The sequence below is a fragment of the Pelagovum sp. HNIBRBA483 genome (assembly GCF_040931995.1).
Classification (GTDB): domain Bacteria; phylum Pseudomonadota; class Alphaproteobacteria; order Rhodobacterales; family Rhodobacteraceae; genus JAEPMR01.
In genome coordinates, this window is the sequence record NZ_CP162412.1 from 208,368 (window position 1) to 224,075 (window position 15,708).

The following is a 15,708-nucleotide window of genomic DNA, read 5'->3' on the forward strand; positions in this document are numbered from 1 at the left end:
GCCCCTTACATCGAACTAAGGTTCCGAGGGGACCTTGGCCGGTCCCTGTTTAGGCTTTGGGCACCACACCTACAAGCAACCTCCTCAGAATCGTGAATTTTACAGGCGCCGGAAAGCGGAGATAAGAAGTTGGGTATTGGATCGTTTGCACGAAAAGTCTTTGGCACTCCCAATGATCGAAAAATAAAAGCCACCCGCCCTGTCGTTGAAAAGATCAATGCGCTGGAGCCTGAGTTCGAGGCGCTTTCGGATGAAGGCATAAAGCAGAAAACCGAAGAGCTTAAAGAGCGCGTTGCTCAAGGCGCCAAGCTTGACGATCTTCTTCCTGAAGCTTTTGCCAATTGCCGCGAAGCTGCCAAACGTGCTTTGGGCCTGCGCGCATTCGATACGCAGTTGATGGGCGGTATTTTCCTGCATCAGGGCAATATCTCCGAGATGAAGACCGGCGAAGGTAAGACCCTTGTTGCAACTTTCCCTGCCTACCTGAATGCCCTCACAGGGCGTGGAGTGCATGTGGTTACGGTCAACGACTACCTCGCCCGCCGCGACGCCGAGTGGATGTCGAAGGTTTACTCCGCTCTGGGGCTGACAACAGGCGTGTCCTACTCCCAGCAGCCGGAAGAGGAAAAGAAGGCCGCATATGCATGCGATGTCACCTACGCGACGAATACCGAGCTTGGGTTTGACTATCTGCGTGACAACACAAAAACCGAGCTAAACCAGCTCGTGCAGCGTGATCACTTCTTTGCGATTGTCGATGAGGTGGACAGCATCTTGATCGACGAAGCGCGGACGCCCCTGATTATATCTGGCCCCGCGCAGGACCGTTCAGAGCTTTACAAAGCGGTTGACGTCCTGATCCCCGAATTGACCGAAGCGCATTTCTCGCTCGATGAGAAATCCCGCAATGTCAGTTTCACCGATGAAGGCAACGAGTTCCTTGAGGAGAGGCTGACTGCGCTTGGTTTGCTTCCTGAGGGGCAGAATCTTTATGATCCCGAAAGCACGACCTTGGTTCACCATGTGAATCAGGGTCTGCGCGCACACCTGCTTTTCTCAAAGGATAAAGACTATATCGTCCGCGACGATCAGGTGGTGCTGATTGATGAATTCACTGGCCGTATGATGCCGGGCCGACGCCTTTCAGATGGTCTGCATCAGGCAATTGAGGCCAAGGAGCACTGCTCGATTAAACCCGAGAACGTGACCATCGCATCGGTCACTTTCCAGAACTACTTCCGTCTCTACGAAAAGCTTTCGGGCATGACCGGCACAGCGCAGACCGAGGCTGAAGAATTTATGGAAATCTACAAGCTTGGCGTGGTGGAAGTTCCAACCAACCGGCCCGTTGCGCGGGATGACCAACATGATCAGGTCTACCGTACGGTGAAAGAGAAATTCGACGGAATCGTCGCGGCGATCAAGGTTGCGCATGAAAAGGGGCAACCCACCCTCATCGGTACGACATCTATCGAGAAGTCAGAATTCTTGAGCGGACTTCTGACGAAAGAAGGAATCAAGCATAACGTTCTGAACGCACGCCAGCACGAGCAGGAAGCACAGATCGTTGCTGATGCAGGTAAATTCGGCGCGGTGACGATCGCAACGAACATGGCCGGACGTGGGACCGATATTCAGCTAGGCGGCAACGTCGAGATGAAGGTGCTTGAAGCTCTCGCGGCAAACCCTGAGGCTGACCCCGATGCGCTGAGGTCTGAAATCGAAGCGGCTCATGCGGACGAAAAGCAGCGCGTTCTTGACGCGGGCGGTTTGTTCGTTTTGGGCACCGAGCGGCACGAAAGCCGTCGGATCGATAACCAGCTGCGTGGCCGTTCGGGGCGTCAGGGTGATCCGGGCCGCTCCGCATTCTTCCTGTCGCTCGAAGACGATCTGATGCGAATTTTCGGGTCTGAGCGCTTGGATAAAGTGCTGTCGTCACTGGGGATGAAAGAGGGCGAAGCCATCGTTCACCCTTGGGTCAACAAATCCCTTGAGCGCGCGCAGGCGAAGGTGGAAGGCCGCAACTTCGACATTCGTAAGCAACTTTTGAAGTTCGACGACGTGATGAACGATCAGCGTAAAGTGATCTTCAAGCAGCGCCGCGAAGTCATGGGTGCGAGTGATCTCTCCGAGATCGTCGAAGATATGCGCCACGAAGTGATCGAAGATCTAATCGACATCCATTTGCCGCCGAAAACCTACGCCGACCAGTGGGATGTCGAAGGCATCGAGAAGGATGTTGCCGAAATCCTATCCATCAAGCCGCCCCTTGCCGAATGGTGTGATGAGGATGGTGTCGATCAGGAAGTCGTTCGTGAACGTCTGATCGAAGCAGCCGACAAATTCATGGCGGAGAAGCTTGAGGCCTTTGGCCCCGAGACGATGCGCAACATCGAGAAGCAAATTCTGATCAACACGATCGACGCGAAATGGCGCGAGCATTTGCTCACCCTTGAGCATTTGCGTTCGGTTGTGGGTTTCCGTGGATATGCGCAGCGTGATCCGCTGAACGAGTACAAGACCGAGAGCTTCCAGCTTTTTGAGAGCCTTCTCGACAGTTTGCGCCAAGAAGTAACCCAGAAGCTTTCGCAGATTCGCCCGATGACCGAAGAAGAGCAGCGCGCTCTCATGCAGCAGCTCGCAGATCAGCAGCGCCGTCTACAGGCGGCAGCGGCGGGTGCTGCGCCTGTTGCGCAGCAAGAGGCCACAGGTGAAGTGCGTGAGGGGTTTGACGAAGCCAATCCGCAGACATGGGGCAATCCCGGTCGCAATGATACCTGCCCTTGCGGTTCGGGAAAGAAGTTCAAGCACTGCCACGGAAAGTTGACATAATCGGTCCAAATCGCGCCGTAATCTTTCCTTTGTCGCGTCGTTCTTGGGACACTTTAAAATCCTAGATTGTATCCGTTCTAGCCATAGAAGGGACGCGAGCGATGTCACAGATTCGAAAGATTGCGGTTGCCGGCGGCACTTTCGCGGCGGCTCTTGGAATCGGTTTTGTAGTGCAGAACGGCGATGCTCTGGCTTCCCGTCTCGCAGGTGAGCCCGAGGTTGTGGCGGCTCCTGTGGCGATGGTGCCGATGGTCGAACTCCCCGCATTTGAAGCGCCGCAGGTTGAGAACTCGACAGCGCTAGTGGCGCAGCTTCCCAAACCCATTTCCTCGTTTGACCCCACATTGGAGCCACAACTTCTTGCAGCAGTGGCGGCAGAGGACTTTGGCGTGACATCTGATGCGCCGGCGCTGACGACAATAGCATCGACAGGCGACTGTACGCCGCGCATGCTGCTATCGGCGGCTAAGGGCGCGATGGTAGAGGTAAACCTTGATGCACCATGTGCTGCGGATCAAATTGTCACGATCCACCATCAAGGGATGATGTTCACCGCCGCCACCGATGCGGATGGCCTTTATTCGACGCAAATTCCAGCCCTTGCCAAGGCGCCCGTTGTCATGGCCAGCTTCATGGACGGCTCGACTGCGGTTGGCGCGACCTTCGTTTCTGACTTTGACGATTATCATCGCGCGGTTTTGCTCTGGCAGGGAGATACGGGCCTGGAGCTTCATGCATTCATCGATGGCGCAACGTACGGCGATCCTTTGCACCTGACTACGGTTGGGAACACCAGTGCAGGCGGTGCTGTGATGCAGCGTTTTGGCGAGGATTTGGTCGCTGAGGCTAACTTCTCGGAAGTGTTTTCTATTCCTGCTTTTGGCGCGGAAGACGGCAGCAAATCAGTACGATTCTCGGTCGAAGCGGAAATCACAGCCGAAAATTGCGGCCGCGAGATTTCGGCTCAAACTTTGGAATTTGCCGCCGCTTCGGATCTGAGGGCGCTAGATTTGTCTTTGTCGATTCCGAGCTGCGACGCTGTTGGTGATTTCATCCTGCTCGGCAGCCTTATCAGCCCTGTTCATCTCGCGATGCAGTGAGCTACAGCAGGCCGCTTGCCCGAAAGCTCAGCTCTCGCTCTCGGCCAATGATGACATGATCGTGCAGCGCTATGTCAAAGACACGCGCTGCATGTTCGATTCTTTCAGTCATATCAATATCAGCCTGCGACGGCGTGGGATCACCCGTTGGATGATTATGCACAAGGATGACGGCTGTTGCAGAAAGATCGAGACAGCGCTTGATGATTTCGCGGGGATAGACGGGCACATGATTGACAGTGCCGGACCCCGCGCACTCATCCGCTAAAATCATATTTTTGGTGTTCAGGTAAAGGACGCGGAACTGCTCTGTTTCGCGATGGGCCATGACGGTGTGGCAGTAATCAAGGAGCGCATTCCAGCCCGAAATAATGGGCTTATTCATCATCCGCGCGCGCGACAACCTTTGGGCTGCCGCTTCGACAATTTTCAATTCGATGATGGCGCTGCTGCCAATCCCCTTTGCTGCGCGCAAGCGCCCGATCGGTGCCGTGATGACCGAATTGAAATCTCCAAAAGTTTCAAGCAGCTGGCGAGCAACTGGCTTAACGTCTCTGCGGGGGATGCCGCGGAAGAGCAGAAGCTCAAGTAACTCATATTCCGGAATAGCGTCGGGACCGCCTATCAAGAACCGCTCTCGCAGCCGCTTTCGATGGTCTTTGATGTAGGATGGCTGTTCAATGGTTGCCCGTACCGGCGCTCTGTCAGGTTTTGACGCGCCGGAGAGCGGCAAAAGCGGCTCTTTGTCGTATGTCCTGCGGTGACCCATATAGGGGCGGTAAACCAGTTATGGTTACCGCCCCGTTAACGGGTTAACCCTTCATCGAGTCCCAGAAGCTCTTGACCGATGAGAAGAAGGTTGAACTCAACGGATTGTTTTCCTCGCCGAGGTCAGCGAATTCCCGCAGCAGTTCTTTTTGCTTCGCGCTTAGTTTCACTGGCGTTTCAACGTTCAGCTCGATGAACATATCACCGACACCGCCCGACCTGAGCGCTGGCATGCCTTTGCCGCGAAGACGCATCTGACGGCCGGTTTGGCTGCCTTCAGGGATTTTCACGCGGCTGCGCCCGCCGTCGATGGTCGGTACTTCGATATCACCGCCAAGCGCGGCCGACGCCATAGAGACAGGCACACGGCAATAAAGATTGGTCCCATCCCGTTCAAAGAGCTTATGCGGCGCCACCTCGATGAAGATGTAGAGATCTCCCGATGGCCCGCCACGCAGCCCGGCTTCGCCTTCGCCTGCGAGCCGAATGCGTGTACCAGTTTCCACACCAGCGGGGATGTTCACCGAAAGTGAGCGGTTTTTCTCGGTGCGCCCTGCGCCGTGGCAGGATTTGCACGGATTCTTGATGGTTTGACCCATACCAGAGCAGGTGGGGCATGTGCGCTCCACCGTAAAGAAGCCCTGCTGGGCGCGCACCTTGCCCATGCCAGAGCAGGTGGGGCATGTTACAGGTTCGCTTCCGCCTTCTGCGCCTGTGCCGTTGCAGGAGTCGCATGCCACCGAAGTTGGCACGTTGATCGTCTTTTGCAGTCCGCCGAAGGCTTCCTCGAGTGTGATCTTCAGGTTGTAGCGAAGATCATTACCACGGGTGGCGCGATTGCGCCCGCCACCTTGGCGACCGCCCATGAAATCACCGAAGAGGTCGTCGAACACATCAGAAAAAGCACTGGCAAAATCGGCATTGCCGCCGCCATAGCCACCGCGCTGTCCGCCGCCCATTCCGTTTTCAAAGGCCGCATGCCCGAAGCGGTCATAGGCAGCTTTCTTTTCGCCGTCCTTGAGCACCTCGTATGCTTCGTTGGCTTCCTTGAACTGTGCCTCGGCGTCTGGGTTGTCAGCGTTTCTATCGGGGTGAAGTTCTTTCGCCTTTTGGCGATAGGCTTTCTTGATCTCATCGGCGGATGCGCCGCGAGAAATTCCAAGAACTTCGTAATAGTCGCGTTTCGCCATTGATTGATGCCCTCTTAAAAGGAAAGACCGGCGCGGGGGTCCGGGCCGGTCTCGCCTTTGCTACGCCTTGGCTTAGCGGCCGTCCTTGTTGTCACCGAGATCTTCGAAATCGGCATCTAGGATATCTTCATCGGCCGCTGAAGCTTCGTCTGCCGCTGCCGAATCGCCACCCGATTCATCCTGGCTGGCTTTGTAGATTGCCTCGCCAAGTTTCATCGACGCTTCGGTCACGTTCTGGATGCCAGACTTGATCTTGTCGGCATTGTCGTTCTCAAGCTCGTCCTTCAAGGCCGCGACTGCGAGTTCAATCGCTTCGACGGTGGTCGGGTCGACCTTATCGCCGTGCTCTTCGATCGCTTTCTCGGTGGAGTGGATCAGGCTTTCGGCCTGGTTCTTGGCTTCCACCAGTTCTTTGCGCTGCTTGTCCGCATCGGCGTTGGCCTCTGCGTCCTTGACCATTGCTTCGATCTCGTCGTCGCTCAGGCCGCCGGAAGCCTGGATTGTGATCTTCTGCTCACGGCCCGTGCCTTTGTCCTTCGCCGAAACGCTCACGATACCGTTGGCGTCGATGTCGAAGGTCACTTCGATCTGCGGCATGCCGCGAGGTGCCGGCGGGATTTCCTCGAGGTTGAACTGACCGAGCATCTTGTTGTCAGCAGCCATTTCACGCTCACCTTGGAACACGCGGATGGTCACGGCGTTCTGGTTATCCTCGGCGGTGGAGAACACTTGGCTCTTCTTCGTCGGGATTGTGGTGTTGCGGTCGATCAGGCGGGTGAAAACACCGCCCAGCGTTTCGATGCCGAGGGACAGCGGCGTCACGTCGAGAAGAACAACGTCCTTAACGTCGCCTTGCAGAACGCCTGCTTGGATCGCAGCGCCCATAGCGACAACCTCATCAGGGTTCACACCCTTGTGCGGCTCTTTGCCGAAGAACTTGGTCACTTCTTCGATGACCTTCGGCATACGGGTCATACCGCCAACAAGTACGACTTCGTCGATGTCGTTGGTCGACAGACCGGCGTCCTTCAGAGCGGCTTGGCATGGCTTGATCGACGCTTTGATCAGATCACCAACGAGGCTTTCCAGCTTGGCGCGGGTCAGCTTCATTACGAGGTGAAGCGGCTGGCCATTCGAGCCCATTGAGATGAACGGCTGGTTGATCTCGGTCTGGCTGGAGCTGGACAGCTCGATCTTTGCTTTCTCGGCGGCCTCTTTCAGGCGCTGGAGTGCCATTTTGTCTTGGGTCAGGTCGACTTGGTTCTCTTTTTTGAACTCGTCGGCAAGGTAGCTGACGATCCGCATGTCGAAGTCTTCACCGCCAAGGAACGTGTCACCGTTGGTGGACTTCACTTCGAAGAGGCCATCGTCAATTTCGAGGATGGTCACGTCAAATGTACCACCGCCAAGGTCATAAACGGCGATTGTTTTGGTTTCTTTTTTGTCGAGGCCATAGGCAAGCGCAGCAGCGGTCGGCTCGTTGATGATCCGCAGCACTTCAAGACCGGCGATCTTGCCGGCATCTTTGGTGGCTTGGCGCTGGGCGTCGTTGAAGTAGGCCGGCACGGTGATAACGGCTTGCGTGACTTCCTCGCCGAGGTAGCTCTCTGCGGTTTCTTTCATCTTTTGCAGGATGAAAGCAGAGATTTGGCTCGGGCTGTACTTGTCACTGCGTGCTTCGACCCACGCATCGCCATTGCCGCCATTAATGACGTTGAACGGCAGGTTCTTCTTGTCTTTTGCAAGATCCGCATCGTCGAACCGGCGACCAATCAGGCGCTTCACGCCAAAGATCGTGTTGTCCGGGTTGGTTACGGCCTGACGTTTTGCAGGCTGGCCCACGAGGCGCTCGTCGTCAGTGAATGCAACGATCGAAGGCGTAGTGCGCGCACCTTCAGAGTTTTCGATAACGCGCGGCTTGGAGCCATCCATGATGGCTACGCAGGAGTTGGTTGTACCGAGGTCGATACCAATTACTTTTCCCATTTTTCAAATCCCTCACTTAGGCGGTTTGATCGGCGCGGACCCTTGTCGGCATCCGAGCCTTCTGGTTGGTTCCTTCAGCCTTAAACGGCTTCTGGATAGATCAGAGCGTATATAGGGAGGCAAGCAGGGGGCTGCAACGGGTCAAACGGGCAAATTTAAATACGGATTGCGAATTGCTAGCGACCGGCGTTCCAACTCGCAGAGGCATTCTTACGGGTGAAGAACTCGATCATCAGACCGAACATAAACAAACCAACCGTTACCGACACCGGATAGGAGATCGAGCTATTGTGCGGGTAGTAGTTGATGAAGACAAAACCGCGCGCTTGGTCAATACAATGGAACAACGGATTCCATGAAAACAAGGCGACCATACTGGCAGGAAGCGTGTTCGCGACAAACATTTTGCCTGAGGCAATCATATTGACCCGTGAATAGACAGTCTGTCCGATTGGCGCGAGGTTCGGCAGCCACGGCCGGATCGACATGAATATGATGCCGATAGCCACACCCGAAATCCAAGCCAACAAGAACATGCCATATGCCCCGATAGGGTCGTGGATCGAGATTGGGGTGATGAGTGAATGGTAGAGGAAGAGTGCGACAACTAGTGTGAGCGTCTGTTGATAGAGCGTGCTTATAGCCGCTGCGGAGATCGTGACGATCGTATTGAGCGGCGCGTGATGCATCATAGGGGAGGTTGATCCCTCAGCACCAAACACGGAGCCGATGGTCTTGGCGTGGGTCATGAAGAGAAAGATGCCGGACATGATATAAAGGAGGAAGTCACCTCGGATGCCGCCGCCTCTCATTCCCAGTAGCAAAAACATCGCATAAAAAGCGGCAACGAAAAGCGTGGCTTGGATAAGGTTCAAGAGCAGGCCGACGACAGCATTGCTGTGGCTCTTCCGGATGTCCCGCACCACGCTGTGAAAGATCAACTCGCCCATTTCGAAGGCGTAGACGAACTTGCTTCTTTTTCGCTGGGTTTGAAACATTTCCTGAAGGTTTGGCCGCTCTGAGAATGAATGCGTTGCAGCGTAATACGGGATCACGCATAAAGCGATCATCTTTTCAGTTAAATACTTGTAGATGGAGATTCAGGTGGACTTTCAGAAGCTTGAGACAGAGATGAGGCGCCTTGCCCTTGAAGCAGGCGCGCTGATTATGGAAGTTTATGGAAGAGACGATTTTCAGGTCGAGTCAAAATCTGATGAAAGCCCTGTAACGGTCGCCGACAAACTCGCCGACGCGCATATCTCCGCAGGGTTACGAGCTGCTTTCCCAGATGTTGCGCTCGTGACCGAAGAGCAGGCCGATACGCATGGCACAACCGGCTCAACTTTTCTGATCGTCGATCCGCTTGACGGGACAAAAGAATTCATCAACCGGAGAGGCGATTTCACTGTGAATATCGCCTATGTGGAGGCTGGCGTTCCCATTCGCGGGGTCGTTTATACGCCGGCGCGTGAAAGGCTTTTCATCACCGATAATCGGGGTGTTTCAATCGAAGAGAAGGGGCCGTTTGACCCGCAAAAGAATGGCGAAACGGTGCCTATTTCAGTCTCTAAACCCAATAATTTGGCCTTGCGGATCGTCGCTTCCAAATCCCACAGAGATCAGGCGACTGACGACTATCTGGAACGATATTCTTACAGCGACACCAAGAGCGCCGGATCATCGCTGAAGTTTTGCCTCGTTGCGACCGGTGAAGCCGACCTCTATCCACGCCTCGGGCGGACAATGGAGTGGGATACTGCCGCGGGGCAGGCTGTTTTGCAGGGTGCAGGGGGTCAGGTCGTTGCGTTTGAGACCCATGAACCCCTTTCATATGGCAAGACCGGCTTTGAAAACCCGTTTTTCATCGCTTTTGCGCCGGGGGTTGAATTAGTCTCGTCCTCATGAAGACCTTGATTGTAATACCGATGCGGTTTGCGTCGGTTCGATTTCCAGGAAAGCCGCTTGCGCGATTAGTCTCGCCCGGCGGTGATGACAGATCTCTCGCTCATTGGACGTGGCTTGCGGCGCAACCACTAGCAGATCTTGCCCGCATCGTTTTGGCAACGGATGATGATCTTATTGAGGCGGAATGTAATTCGTTTGGTGGTGAAGTTGTTCGGACATCATCGGCCTGCCGAAATGGCACCGAGCGATGTGCGGAGGCTCTGCAAGCAATTGGCGATGAATTTGATCTTGTCGTGAATCTGCAAGGTGATGCACCTCTGATGCCACATTGGATTTTACAGTCCCTGATAAGCGCTTTCGACTCTCCTGCAGTTCAAGTTGCGACACCGGCCCTACCGACGAGCGGACGCATGCTCGCCGCGTTGCGAGAGGACAGGCACGAAGGTCGGGTCGGTGCAACGACGCTGGTGCAGGATAGTGACGGCAATGCTCTCTATTTCTCCAAAGAGGTTCTTCCGTACACCGCAGGGCGGTTTGATGACGAAGAAACCACCCCTGTATTCCATCATATTGGTGCCTATGCGTATCGCCCTGAGGCATTGAAAGCTTATTTGAGGCTGCCTGAGTCTCCCTTGGAACAATGCGAAGGGCTGGAGCAGTTGCGTTTCCTCGAAAACGGCATCCCTATCAAATGCGTGCAAGCGGACCTGCAAGGACGGTCTTTCTGGGAAGTGAACAATCCCGAAGACATCCCGAAAGTCGCACCGTATTTGGGCGCAGTGGGGCGGCAGTGATCGCGCCGCGTGTCAGTGTCATAATCGTCAGTCACGGGCGACCGAACCATTTGAACGGTGTCGTTAAGTCCCTGCTACAACAACGCTTTCCCAGCTTCGAAATAATTATTGTCGCCGAGCCTGAGGCGCTCTCTTCCGCGCAATTTGATGTTGGTGTCATCAAAACCGTCGCGTTCAGTCACGCGAATATCTCTGCTGCGCGCAACCTCGGTATTGCCCACGCCGCGGGCGAAATTATTGCGTTTATAGACGACGACGCGCGGCCAGAGCCATTGTGGCTATCTCGTCTCGTCGGGCCCATTGCGTCTGGCGCTGCCTCGGCCGCAACGGGGCGGGTGATTGGTAGAAACGGGATCACAAACCAATCAACCTGCGTTTCAGTCGCGCCAAATGCCGACGAGCGCACACTCCCTTTCGGCTCTAAAGCGCGTGTTTTTCGCGGTGAATGCATCAAGCTTGTTGGGACCAATTGCGCTTTTGATGCAAAGTTTCTGCGGCGCTTGGGCGGTTTTGACGAAGGCTACGCATTCTACATGGATGATACCGATGTCTCGATGCGCGCAAGAAATGATGGTGCGTCGATAGCCTATGTGGGTGATGCTGTCGTTCATCATGGTTTTGCTGCTGGGCCGCTGCGGCGGCAGGATCGCGTACCAACATCCCTAACAAAAATTGGCCAGAGTACAGCGCGGTTCCTTTCATCGCACTGTGGAGCGCGAGAACGCGGTTACGCGGTCGAAAAACAGACTCTATTACAGCGGAATAGACTTATTCAGCTTATGATCGACGGATTGATTGACCCTATCCAGGTGAGGCTTCTTTTGAAACAATACCAAGCGGGTATTGAGATGGAGACTAAAAGGACTCCAAAGGCGCCAGAGCTGGACTTGCGCCGGCCTTTTCGTCCCGTATCCGTACAGATCGGGCGAGACAAAGTTCTGGCGTCCCGCTTTTGGAACCGTCGCCGCGTTCGAGCCGTTGCGCGACAGTCTGCATTGGCCGGCGATATCGTCACAGTTATTCGGTTGAGTTGGACGGCTCTGTTTCACACTGCAAAATATTTGGATGATGAAGGATACTGGGTCCAAAGGGGCGGCTTGTTCGGGCGCTCTGAGAGAGGTGATCCAATTTTCCGTATCTGGAGGTTTCGTGGCAGGGTCGAGCGGGAAATAAAGCGCATATCTTCAGATCGGTTTTCTTCAATTATGCCTGATATAGAGCCGAAATAATGTCAGGAAGTCCGCAAACCCCACTGGTGATCGACCTAACGCGGCTATTATCGAGAATCGGCAAGCGGTTTTCGGGCATCGACAGGGTCGAATTCGAGTATCTCAGGTTTCTGAAGGAACAGGGGGAAACCTACGGTCTATTACGGACTAGGTGGGGTTATCTTTTAGTCGATCAAAGCGGCATGCAGCGCCTTTATCCCCTGATAGCTCCGCAATGGGCGGGCCGTTCGTTGGCTAAATGGCGTGTACTTGCCCAATTGAGGTTTTTCGCAGTCACTCGGGCACGATTTTCGACCCTAAATAAGGCTTTGTTGCGCCTTTTCCCAAATGGATTCTGTTATCTGAACGTGGGTCACAGTGCACTTTCGGCGTCTTTTTTCGCCACTTTGCGCTCGGCCGGATGTCAGGAAATCCGCATCATGATCCACGATGTGATCCCTTTGAGTTACCCAGAATATCAGAGGCCCGAAACCATTGTGAAATTCGAGAAAGGTTTCATGGCCGCGCTTGAATTTGCGGACCAGATTATTGTTACGACGCGAAGCGAAAAGGCACAGGTTGTTGCAGCCACAAATAAGCGGAATCTACGACTGCCTTCCCTATTGCAGGCGCCGCTTGGGTCCGATCATTTTTCGCCGCCGAACGGCGGCGACGGTGCGGAGACATCGTCATCACCATTTGTAATTCTGGGAACGATCGAACCGAGGAAAAACCATAGTCTCCTTCTCGATATTTGGTCGTCGCCAAGCCGCCCAAATGCCGAGCTCGTGATCGTGGGAGCACGGGGTTGGCGGAATGAGGAGGTTTTCCGGCGGCTCGATGCAGGGATCGACGGTGTCTCCGAGCGAAATGGTGTCTCTGACGCTGAATTGGTGCAGCTGTTAAGGCATTCCCGCGCGCTTCTGTTTCCATCATTTGCGGAAGGGTTCGGGCTTCCGGCGGTGGAGGCAGCGCGCATGGGCGTGCCGATCATTTGCTCTGATATTCCCGTTTTTAGAGAACTGCTTGGAGACTATGCCACTTACATTGATCCACACGATCGCGATGGTTGGGCTGAGGCAATTCGTCTTGCAGAGACGCAAGAGTCCGTGACCCGATCACATTTTTCTGCCACAGATTGGTCGTCTCACTTTGAGCTCGTCTTTAAAGTGTCGTAATATTTGAGCGTTATTGAGAGAAATCAGGTGGGAGTAGGCATTGGGTCTTTGGCAATCATATAGATTGCGTCTTCAAAGACGCCGTTGGCGAATTCGCGCGTTTAGAAAGCGCCGCGAGCTGACGGTGATCAATGACAGAACTTCCAAAATCCGCCCCGGCGATATTCTCCTCTTTTCGACCCTGCGGAACGAGGATGTGCGCCTCCCGTATTTCCTCAAATATTATAGGGGATTGGGCGTTAATCATTTCCTCATGGTTGACAATGGCAGCACTGACGGTGGCGGTGAGTATCTCGCCGCCCAGCCGGATGTGTCACTATGGTGGACCCAATCCAGTTACAAACGCGCACGATTTGGCGTGGATTGGCTGAACTGGCTCCAGATGCGGCACGCGCATGGCCATTGGTGCCTCGTTGTCGATCCTGATGAGTTCTTTGTCTATCCGTTCTGCGATACGCGGCCGGTGCGAGCGCTGACCGATTGGCTGGATGCCTCCTCGATCCGTTCATTCGGAGCGATGCTGATCGACATGTACCCAAAGGGCGGTCTGAAAAACGCGCGCTACCTCAAGGGGGAAAATCCGATCGAGGTGGCGCCTTGGTTCGATTCAGGCAATTACTCCATCAAGAAGAATAGCCGCTTCGGAAACCTTTGGATTCAAGGTGGCCCTCGGAGCCGCGCCTTTTTCACCGAGGAACCGTGGCGGGCGCCCGCCTTGAACAAGATACCGCTGGTGAAATGGGACAGGCGCTATGCCTATGTTAGTTCGACCCACATGCTGCTGCCACGGGGGTTGAACCTCGTTTATGATGAATGGGGTGGCGAGAAAGCCTCTGGCGTTCTTCTTCACACGAAGTTTCTCGATACCTTTGCAGTGAAGGCTGAGGAGGAGCTAGAACGCCGCCAGCATTATGCGAACAGTCACGAATACAAGGCATATGCCGAAGGGTTGAAAGACAGCGCCGATCTTTGGTGCAAGTGGTCCGAGCAATATATCAATTGGCGCCAGTTAGAGATCCTCGGCCTGATGTCAAAGGGGAACTGGGCGTGAGCGTCGGCGTCGTCATGTTGGTTCATACCGCCTTTGATCGCGCGGAACAGGTTGTACGGCATTGGGTCGCGGGCGGTTGCCCGGTTGTGATCCATGTGGACAAGGCCGTGGATCGTAAGGTGTTCAATGCGTTCAAAGGCGCGTTGCGCGATTTAACGGATGTGCGATTTTCCAAGCGGCACCGCTGCGAGTGGGGGACGTGGGGACTTGTCGCAGCATCCCAATCCGCCTCTGAATTGATGCTGGAGACATTTCCAGAAGTGCGCCATGTCTATTTGGCGTCTGGTTCTTGCCTTCCGCTGCGTCCGGTAAAGGAATTGATCCGCTATCTGGAGGCACGCCCCAAGACCGACTTTATCGAAAGTGCGACGACATCTGATGTCCTTTGGACCGTCGGCGGCTTGGATGAAGAGCGCTTTACACTACGGTTTCCCTTTGCATGGAAACGTCATCGGTTCCTTTTCGACAGATATGTCGAGCTACAAAGGCGACTGAACATTAAAAGGAAGATTCCAAAAGGGCTCGTGCCTCATATGGGATCACAATGGTGGTGTCTCACACGGCAGACTCTCTCCGCAATACTCGAAGACCCCGAGCGCCCAACCTTTGATCGTTATTTCAGACGGGTCTGGATTCCGGACGAGAGCTATTTCCAAACCTTGGTGCGGCAATACTCACTCAATATTGAGAGCCGCTCTCTGACGTTGTCGAAGTTCGATTTCCAAGGCAAGCCACACATCTTCTATGATGATCATCTTCAACTCTTGCGGCGTTCAGATTGCTTTGTCGCAAGAAAGATCTGGCCACATGCCGAAAGGCTCTATGCTACGTTCCTTGATGATCCCGCTGGCGCGATCAAGGGGCAGGAACCTAATCCGGGGAAGATTGATCGCATCTTCTCCAAAGCTGTCGAGCGCCGCACGAAAGGCCGCCCCGGTCTTTATATGCAGAGCCGCTTTCCCAACGAGGATTGGGAGAACGGTGTAACGTCCGCCCCCTATTCAATTTTCGAAGGCTTCTCCGATCTTTTCGAGAATTTCGAGCCTTGGCTCGCGAATGCGACCAGCGCGCGCGTACATGGCCATCTGTTCGCAAAGGATCGGGTCCATTTTGAGGGAGATCAAAAGACCTTTTCCGGCGCGCTCTCTGATTGCGCCAAAATCAGAGACTACAATGGGCGCATGTTTCTTCGCGGGATGATCTGGAATACCCGCGGCGAGCGGCAATGCTTCATGTTTGGCCCGCGTGACGAGCAATATATCAGTTGGGATGTCGCCAGAGATCCTAATGCGCAGATTTCGGTCGTGGCGGGTGCTTGGGCGGTGCCACTGTTCCGCTCAAACGCCAATTTCTCCGAAATCCGAAGCGTAGCAGCGCGCTTGCAAAAGATCGAAAGTGAACATCTCGAAATTCTCCGTTCGATCTATACGAAAGCCCGCGTGCGGATTTGGACCTTGGCAGATTTTCTCGAGTCACCAATAGAAGCACTTCAATCGGTGATCGACGAAATCACTGGAAAGAACATGCGCCGTTTGTCCGAGGCTCCGAAAATGGTTGATCTTCAGGGGTTTGCGCAGTTCATTCAGAATCTGAAAAATCAGGGAATGCATCCTTATCTCGTAGGAGATTTCCCGCCCGATGATAACTACGGCACACAAAAGCAGCGCCCGCAAAAACCATATCTGGTCCGGTAGGT

General features: G+C 54.5%; 12 protein-coding genes. 8 read left to right on the forward strand and 4 right to left on the reverse strand.

Annotated elements, in window-relative coordinates; translation table 11 throughout:
• Positions 1-129 precede the first annotated feature (129 nt).
• Complete coding sequence (secA, locus tag AB1E42_RS01055; RefSeq protein ID WP_368345155.1) at positions 130-2,832, forward strand: preprotein translocase subunit SecA; 2,703 nt, start codon at positions 130-132, stop codon at positions 2,830-2,832.
• A 101-nt stretch (positions 2,833-2,933) separates the two neighbouring features.
• Positions 2,934-3,932 carry a hypothetical protein gene (locus tag AB1E42_RS01060; RefSeq protein ID WP_368345156.1) on the forward strand — a complete coding sequence of 333 codons (999 nt, stop codon included), beginning with the start codon at positions 2,934-2,936 and terminating at the stop codon, positions 3,930-3,932.
• 1 nt (position 3,933) lies between these two features.
• Here the strand turns inward: AB1E42_RS01060 and radC are convergent, their stop codons facing one another.
• The 4 genes from radC to AB1E42_RS01080 all read right to left on the reverse strand — a co-directional run bounded on the left by radC (position 3,934) and on the right by AB1E42_RS01080 (position 8,946).
• Positions 3,934-4,665, reverse strand: a complete 732-nt coding sequence (radC, locus tag AB1E42_RS01065; RefSeq protein WP_368345157.1) for a DNA repair protein RadC — start codon at positions 4,663-4,665, stop codon at positions 3,934-3,936.
• A gap of 79 nt (positions 4,666-4,744) precedes the next feature.
• Complete coding sequence (gene dnaJ / locus AB1E42_RS01070) at positions 4,745-5,890, reverse strand: molecular chaperone DnaJ (protein WP_368345158.1); 1,146 nt, start codon at positions 5,888-5,890, stop codon at positions 4,745-4,747.
• Between the two features lie 72 nt (positions 5,891-5,962).
• A complete protein-coding gene (gene dnaK / locus AB1E42_RS01075; RefSeq protein WP_368345159.1) occupies positions 5,963-7,876 on the reverse strand; it encodes a molecular chaperone DnaK in 1,914 nt (637 codons plus the stop codon).
• 176 nt (positions 7,877-8,052) lie between these two features.
• On the reverse strand, positions 8,053-8,946 hold the full coding sequence (locus tag AB1E42_RS01080; RefSeq protein WP_368345160.1) for an ABC transporter permease: 894 nt from the start codon (positions 8,944-8,946) through the stop codon (positions 8,053-8,055).
• A gap of 34 nt (positions 8,947-8,980) precedes the next feature.
• On the opposite strand from AB1E42_RS01080, the gene cysQ reads away from it, so the two are divergent.
• Genes cysQ through AB1E42_RS01110 form a run of 6 tightly spaced genes read left to right on the forward strand, consistent with a single transcriptional unit; the run spans position 8,981 to position 15,706 of the window.
• On the forward strand, positions 8,981-9,781 hold the full coding sequence (gene cysQ, locus AB1E42_RS01085; RefSeq protein WP_368345161.1) for a 3'(2'),5'-bisphosphate nucleotidase CysQ: 801 nt from the start codon (positions 8,981-8,983) through the stop codon (positions 9,779-9,781).
• A gap of 20 nt (positions 9,782-9,801) precedes the next feature.
• Entirely contained in the window at positions 9,802-10,575 is a 774-nt protein-coding gene (locus AB1E42_RS01090) for a manno-octulosonate cytidylyltransferase (RefSeq protein ID WP_368345162.1), read from the forward strand.
• Positions 10,572-11,804, forward strand: coding sequence for a glycosyltransferase family 2 protein (locus tag AB1E42_RS01095; RefSeq protein WP_368345163.1), 1,233 nt, complete (start codon positions 10,572-10,574; stop codon positions 11,802-11,804). Before AB1E42_RS01090 ends, AB1E42_RS01095 begins: the two co-directional genes overlap by 4 nt.
• Complete coding sequence (locus AB1E42_RS01100; protein WP_368345164.1) at positions 11,804-12,961, forward strand: glycosyltransferase family 4 protein; 1,158 nt, start codon at positions 11,804-11,806, stop codon at positions 12,959-12,961. Before AB1E42_RS01095 ends, AB1E42_RS01100 begins: the two co-directional genes overlap by 1 nt.
• Before the next feature lie 40 nt (positions 12,962-13,001).
• Positions 13,002-14,012, forward strand: a complete 1,011-nt coding sequence (locus AB1E42_RS01105; protein WP_368345165.1) for a glycosyltransferase family 2 protein — start codon at positions 13,002-13,004, stop codon at positions 14,010-14,012.
• Positions 14,009-15,706 carry a beta-1,6-N-acetylglucosaminyltransferase gene (locus AB1E42_RS01110; protein WP_368345166.1) on the forward strand — a complete coding sequence of 566 codons (1,698 nt, stop codon included), beginning with the start codon at positions 14,009-14,011 and terminating at the stop codon, positions 15,704-15,706. The genes AB1E42_RS01105 and AB1E42_RS01110 overlap by 4 nt, the downstream gene beginning before the upstream one ends.
• The last annotated feature ends 2 nt before the right edge of the window (positions 15,707-15,708 follow it).

Bases quoted from the DNA above. Each gene is read 5' to 3' on its own strand.
- AB1E42_RS01060 (WP_368345156.1), top strand. From the start codon at position 2,934: ATGTCACAGATTCGAAAGATTGCGGTTGCCGGCGGCACTTTCGCGGCG.
- dnaJ (WP_368345158.1), bottom strand. From the start codon at position 5,890: ATGGCGAAACGCGACTATTACGAAGTTCTTGGAATTTCTCGCGGCGCA.
- dnaK (WP_368345159.1), bottom strand. From the start codon at position 7,876: ATGGGAAAAGTAATTGGTATCGACCTCGGTACAACCAACTCCTGCGTA.
- AB1E42_RS01080 (WP_368345160.1), bottom strand. From the start codon at position 8,946: ATGATCGCTTTATGCGTGATCCCGTATTACGCTGCAACGCATTCATTC.
- AB1E42_RS01090 (WP_368345162.1), top strand. From the start codon at position 9,802: ATGCGGTTTGCGTCGGTTCGATTTCCAGGAAAGCCGCTTGCGCGATTA.
- AB1E42_RS01100 (WP_368345164.1), top strand. From the start codon at position 11,804: ATGTCAGGAAGTCCGCAAACCCCACTGGTGATCGACCTAACGCGGCTA.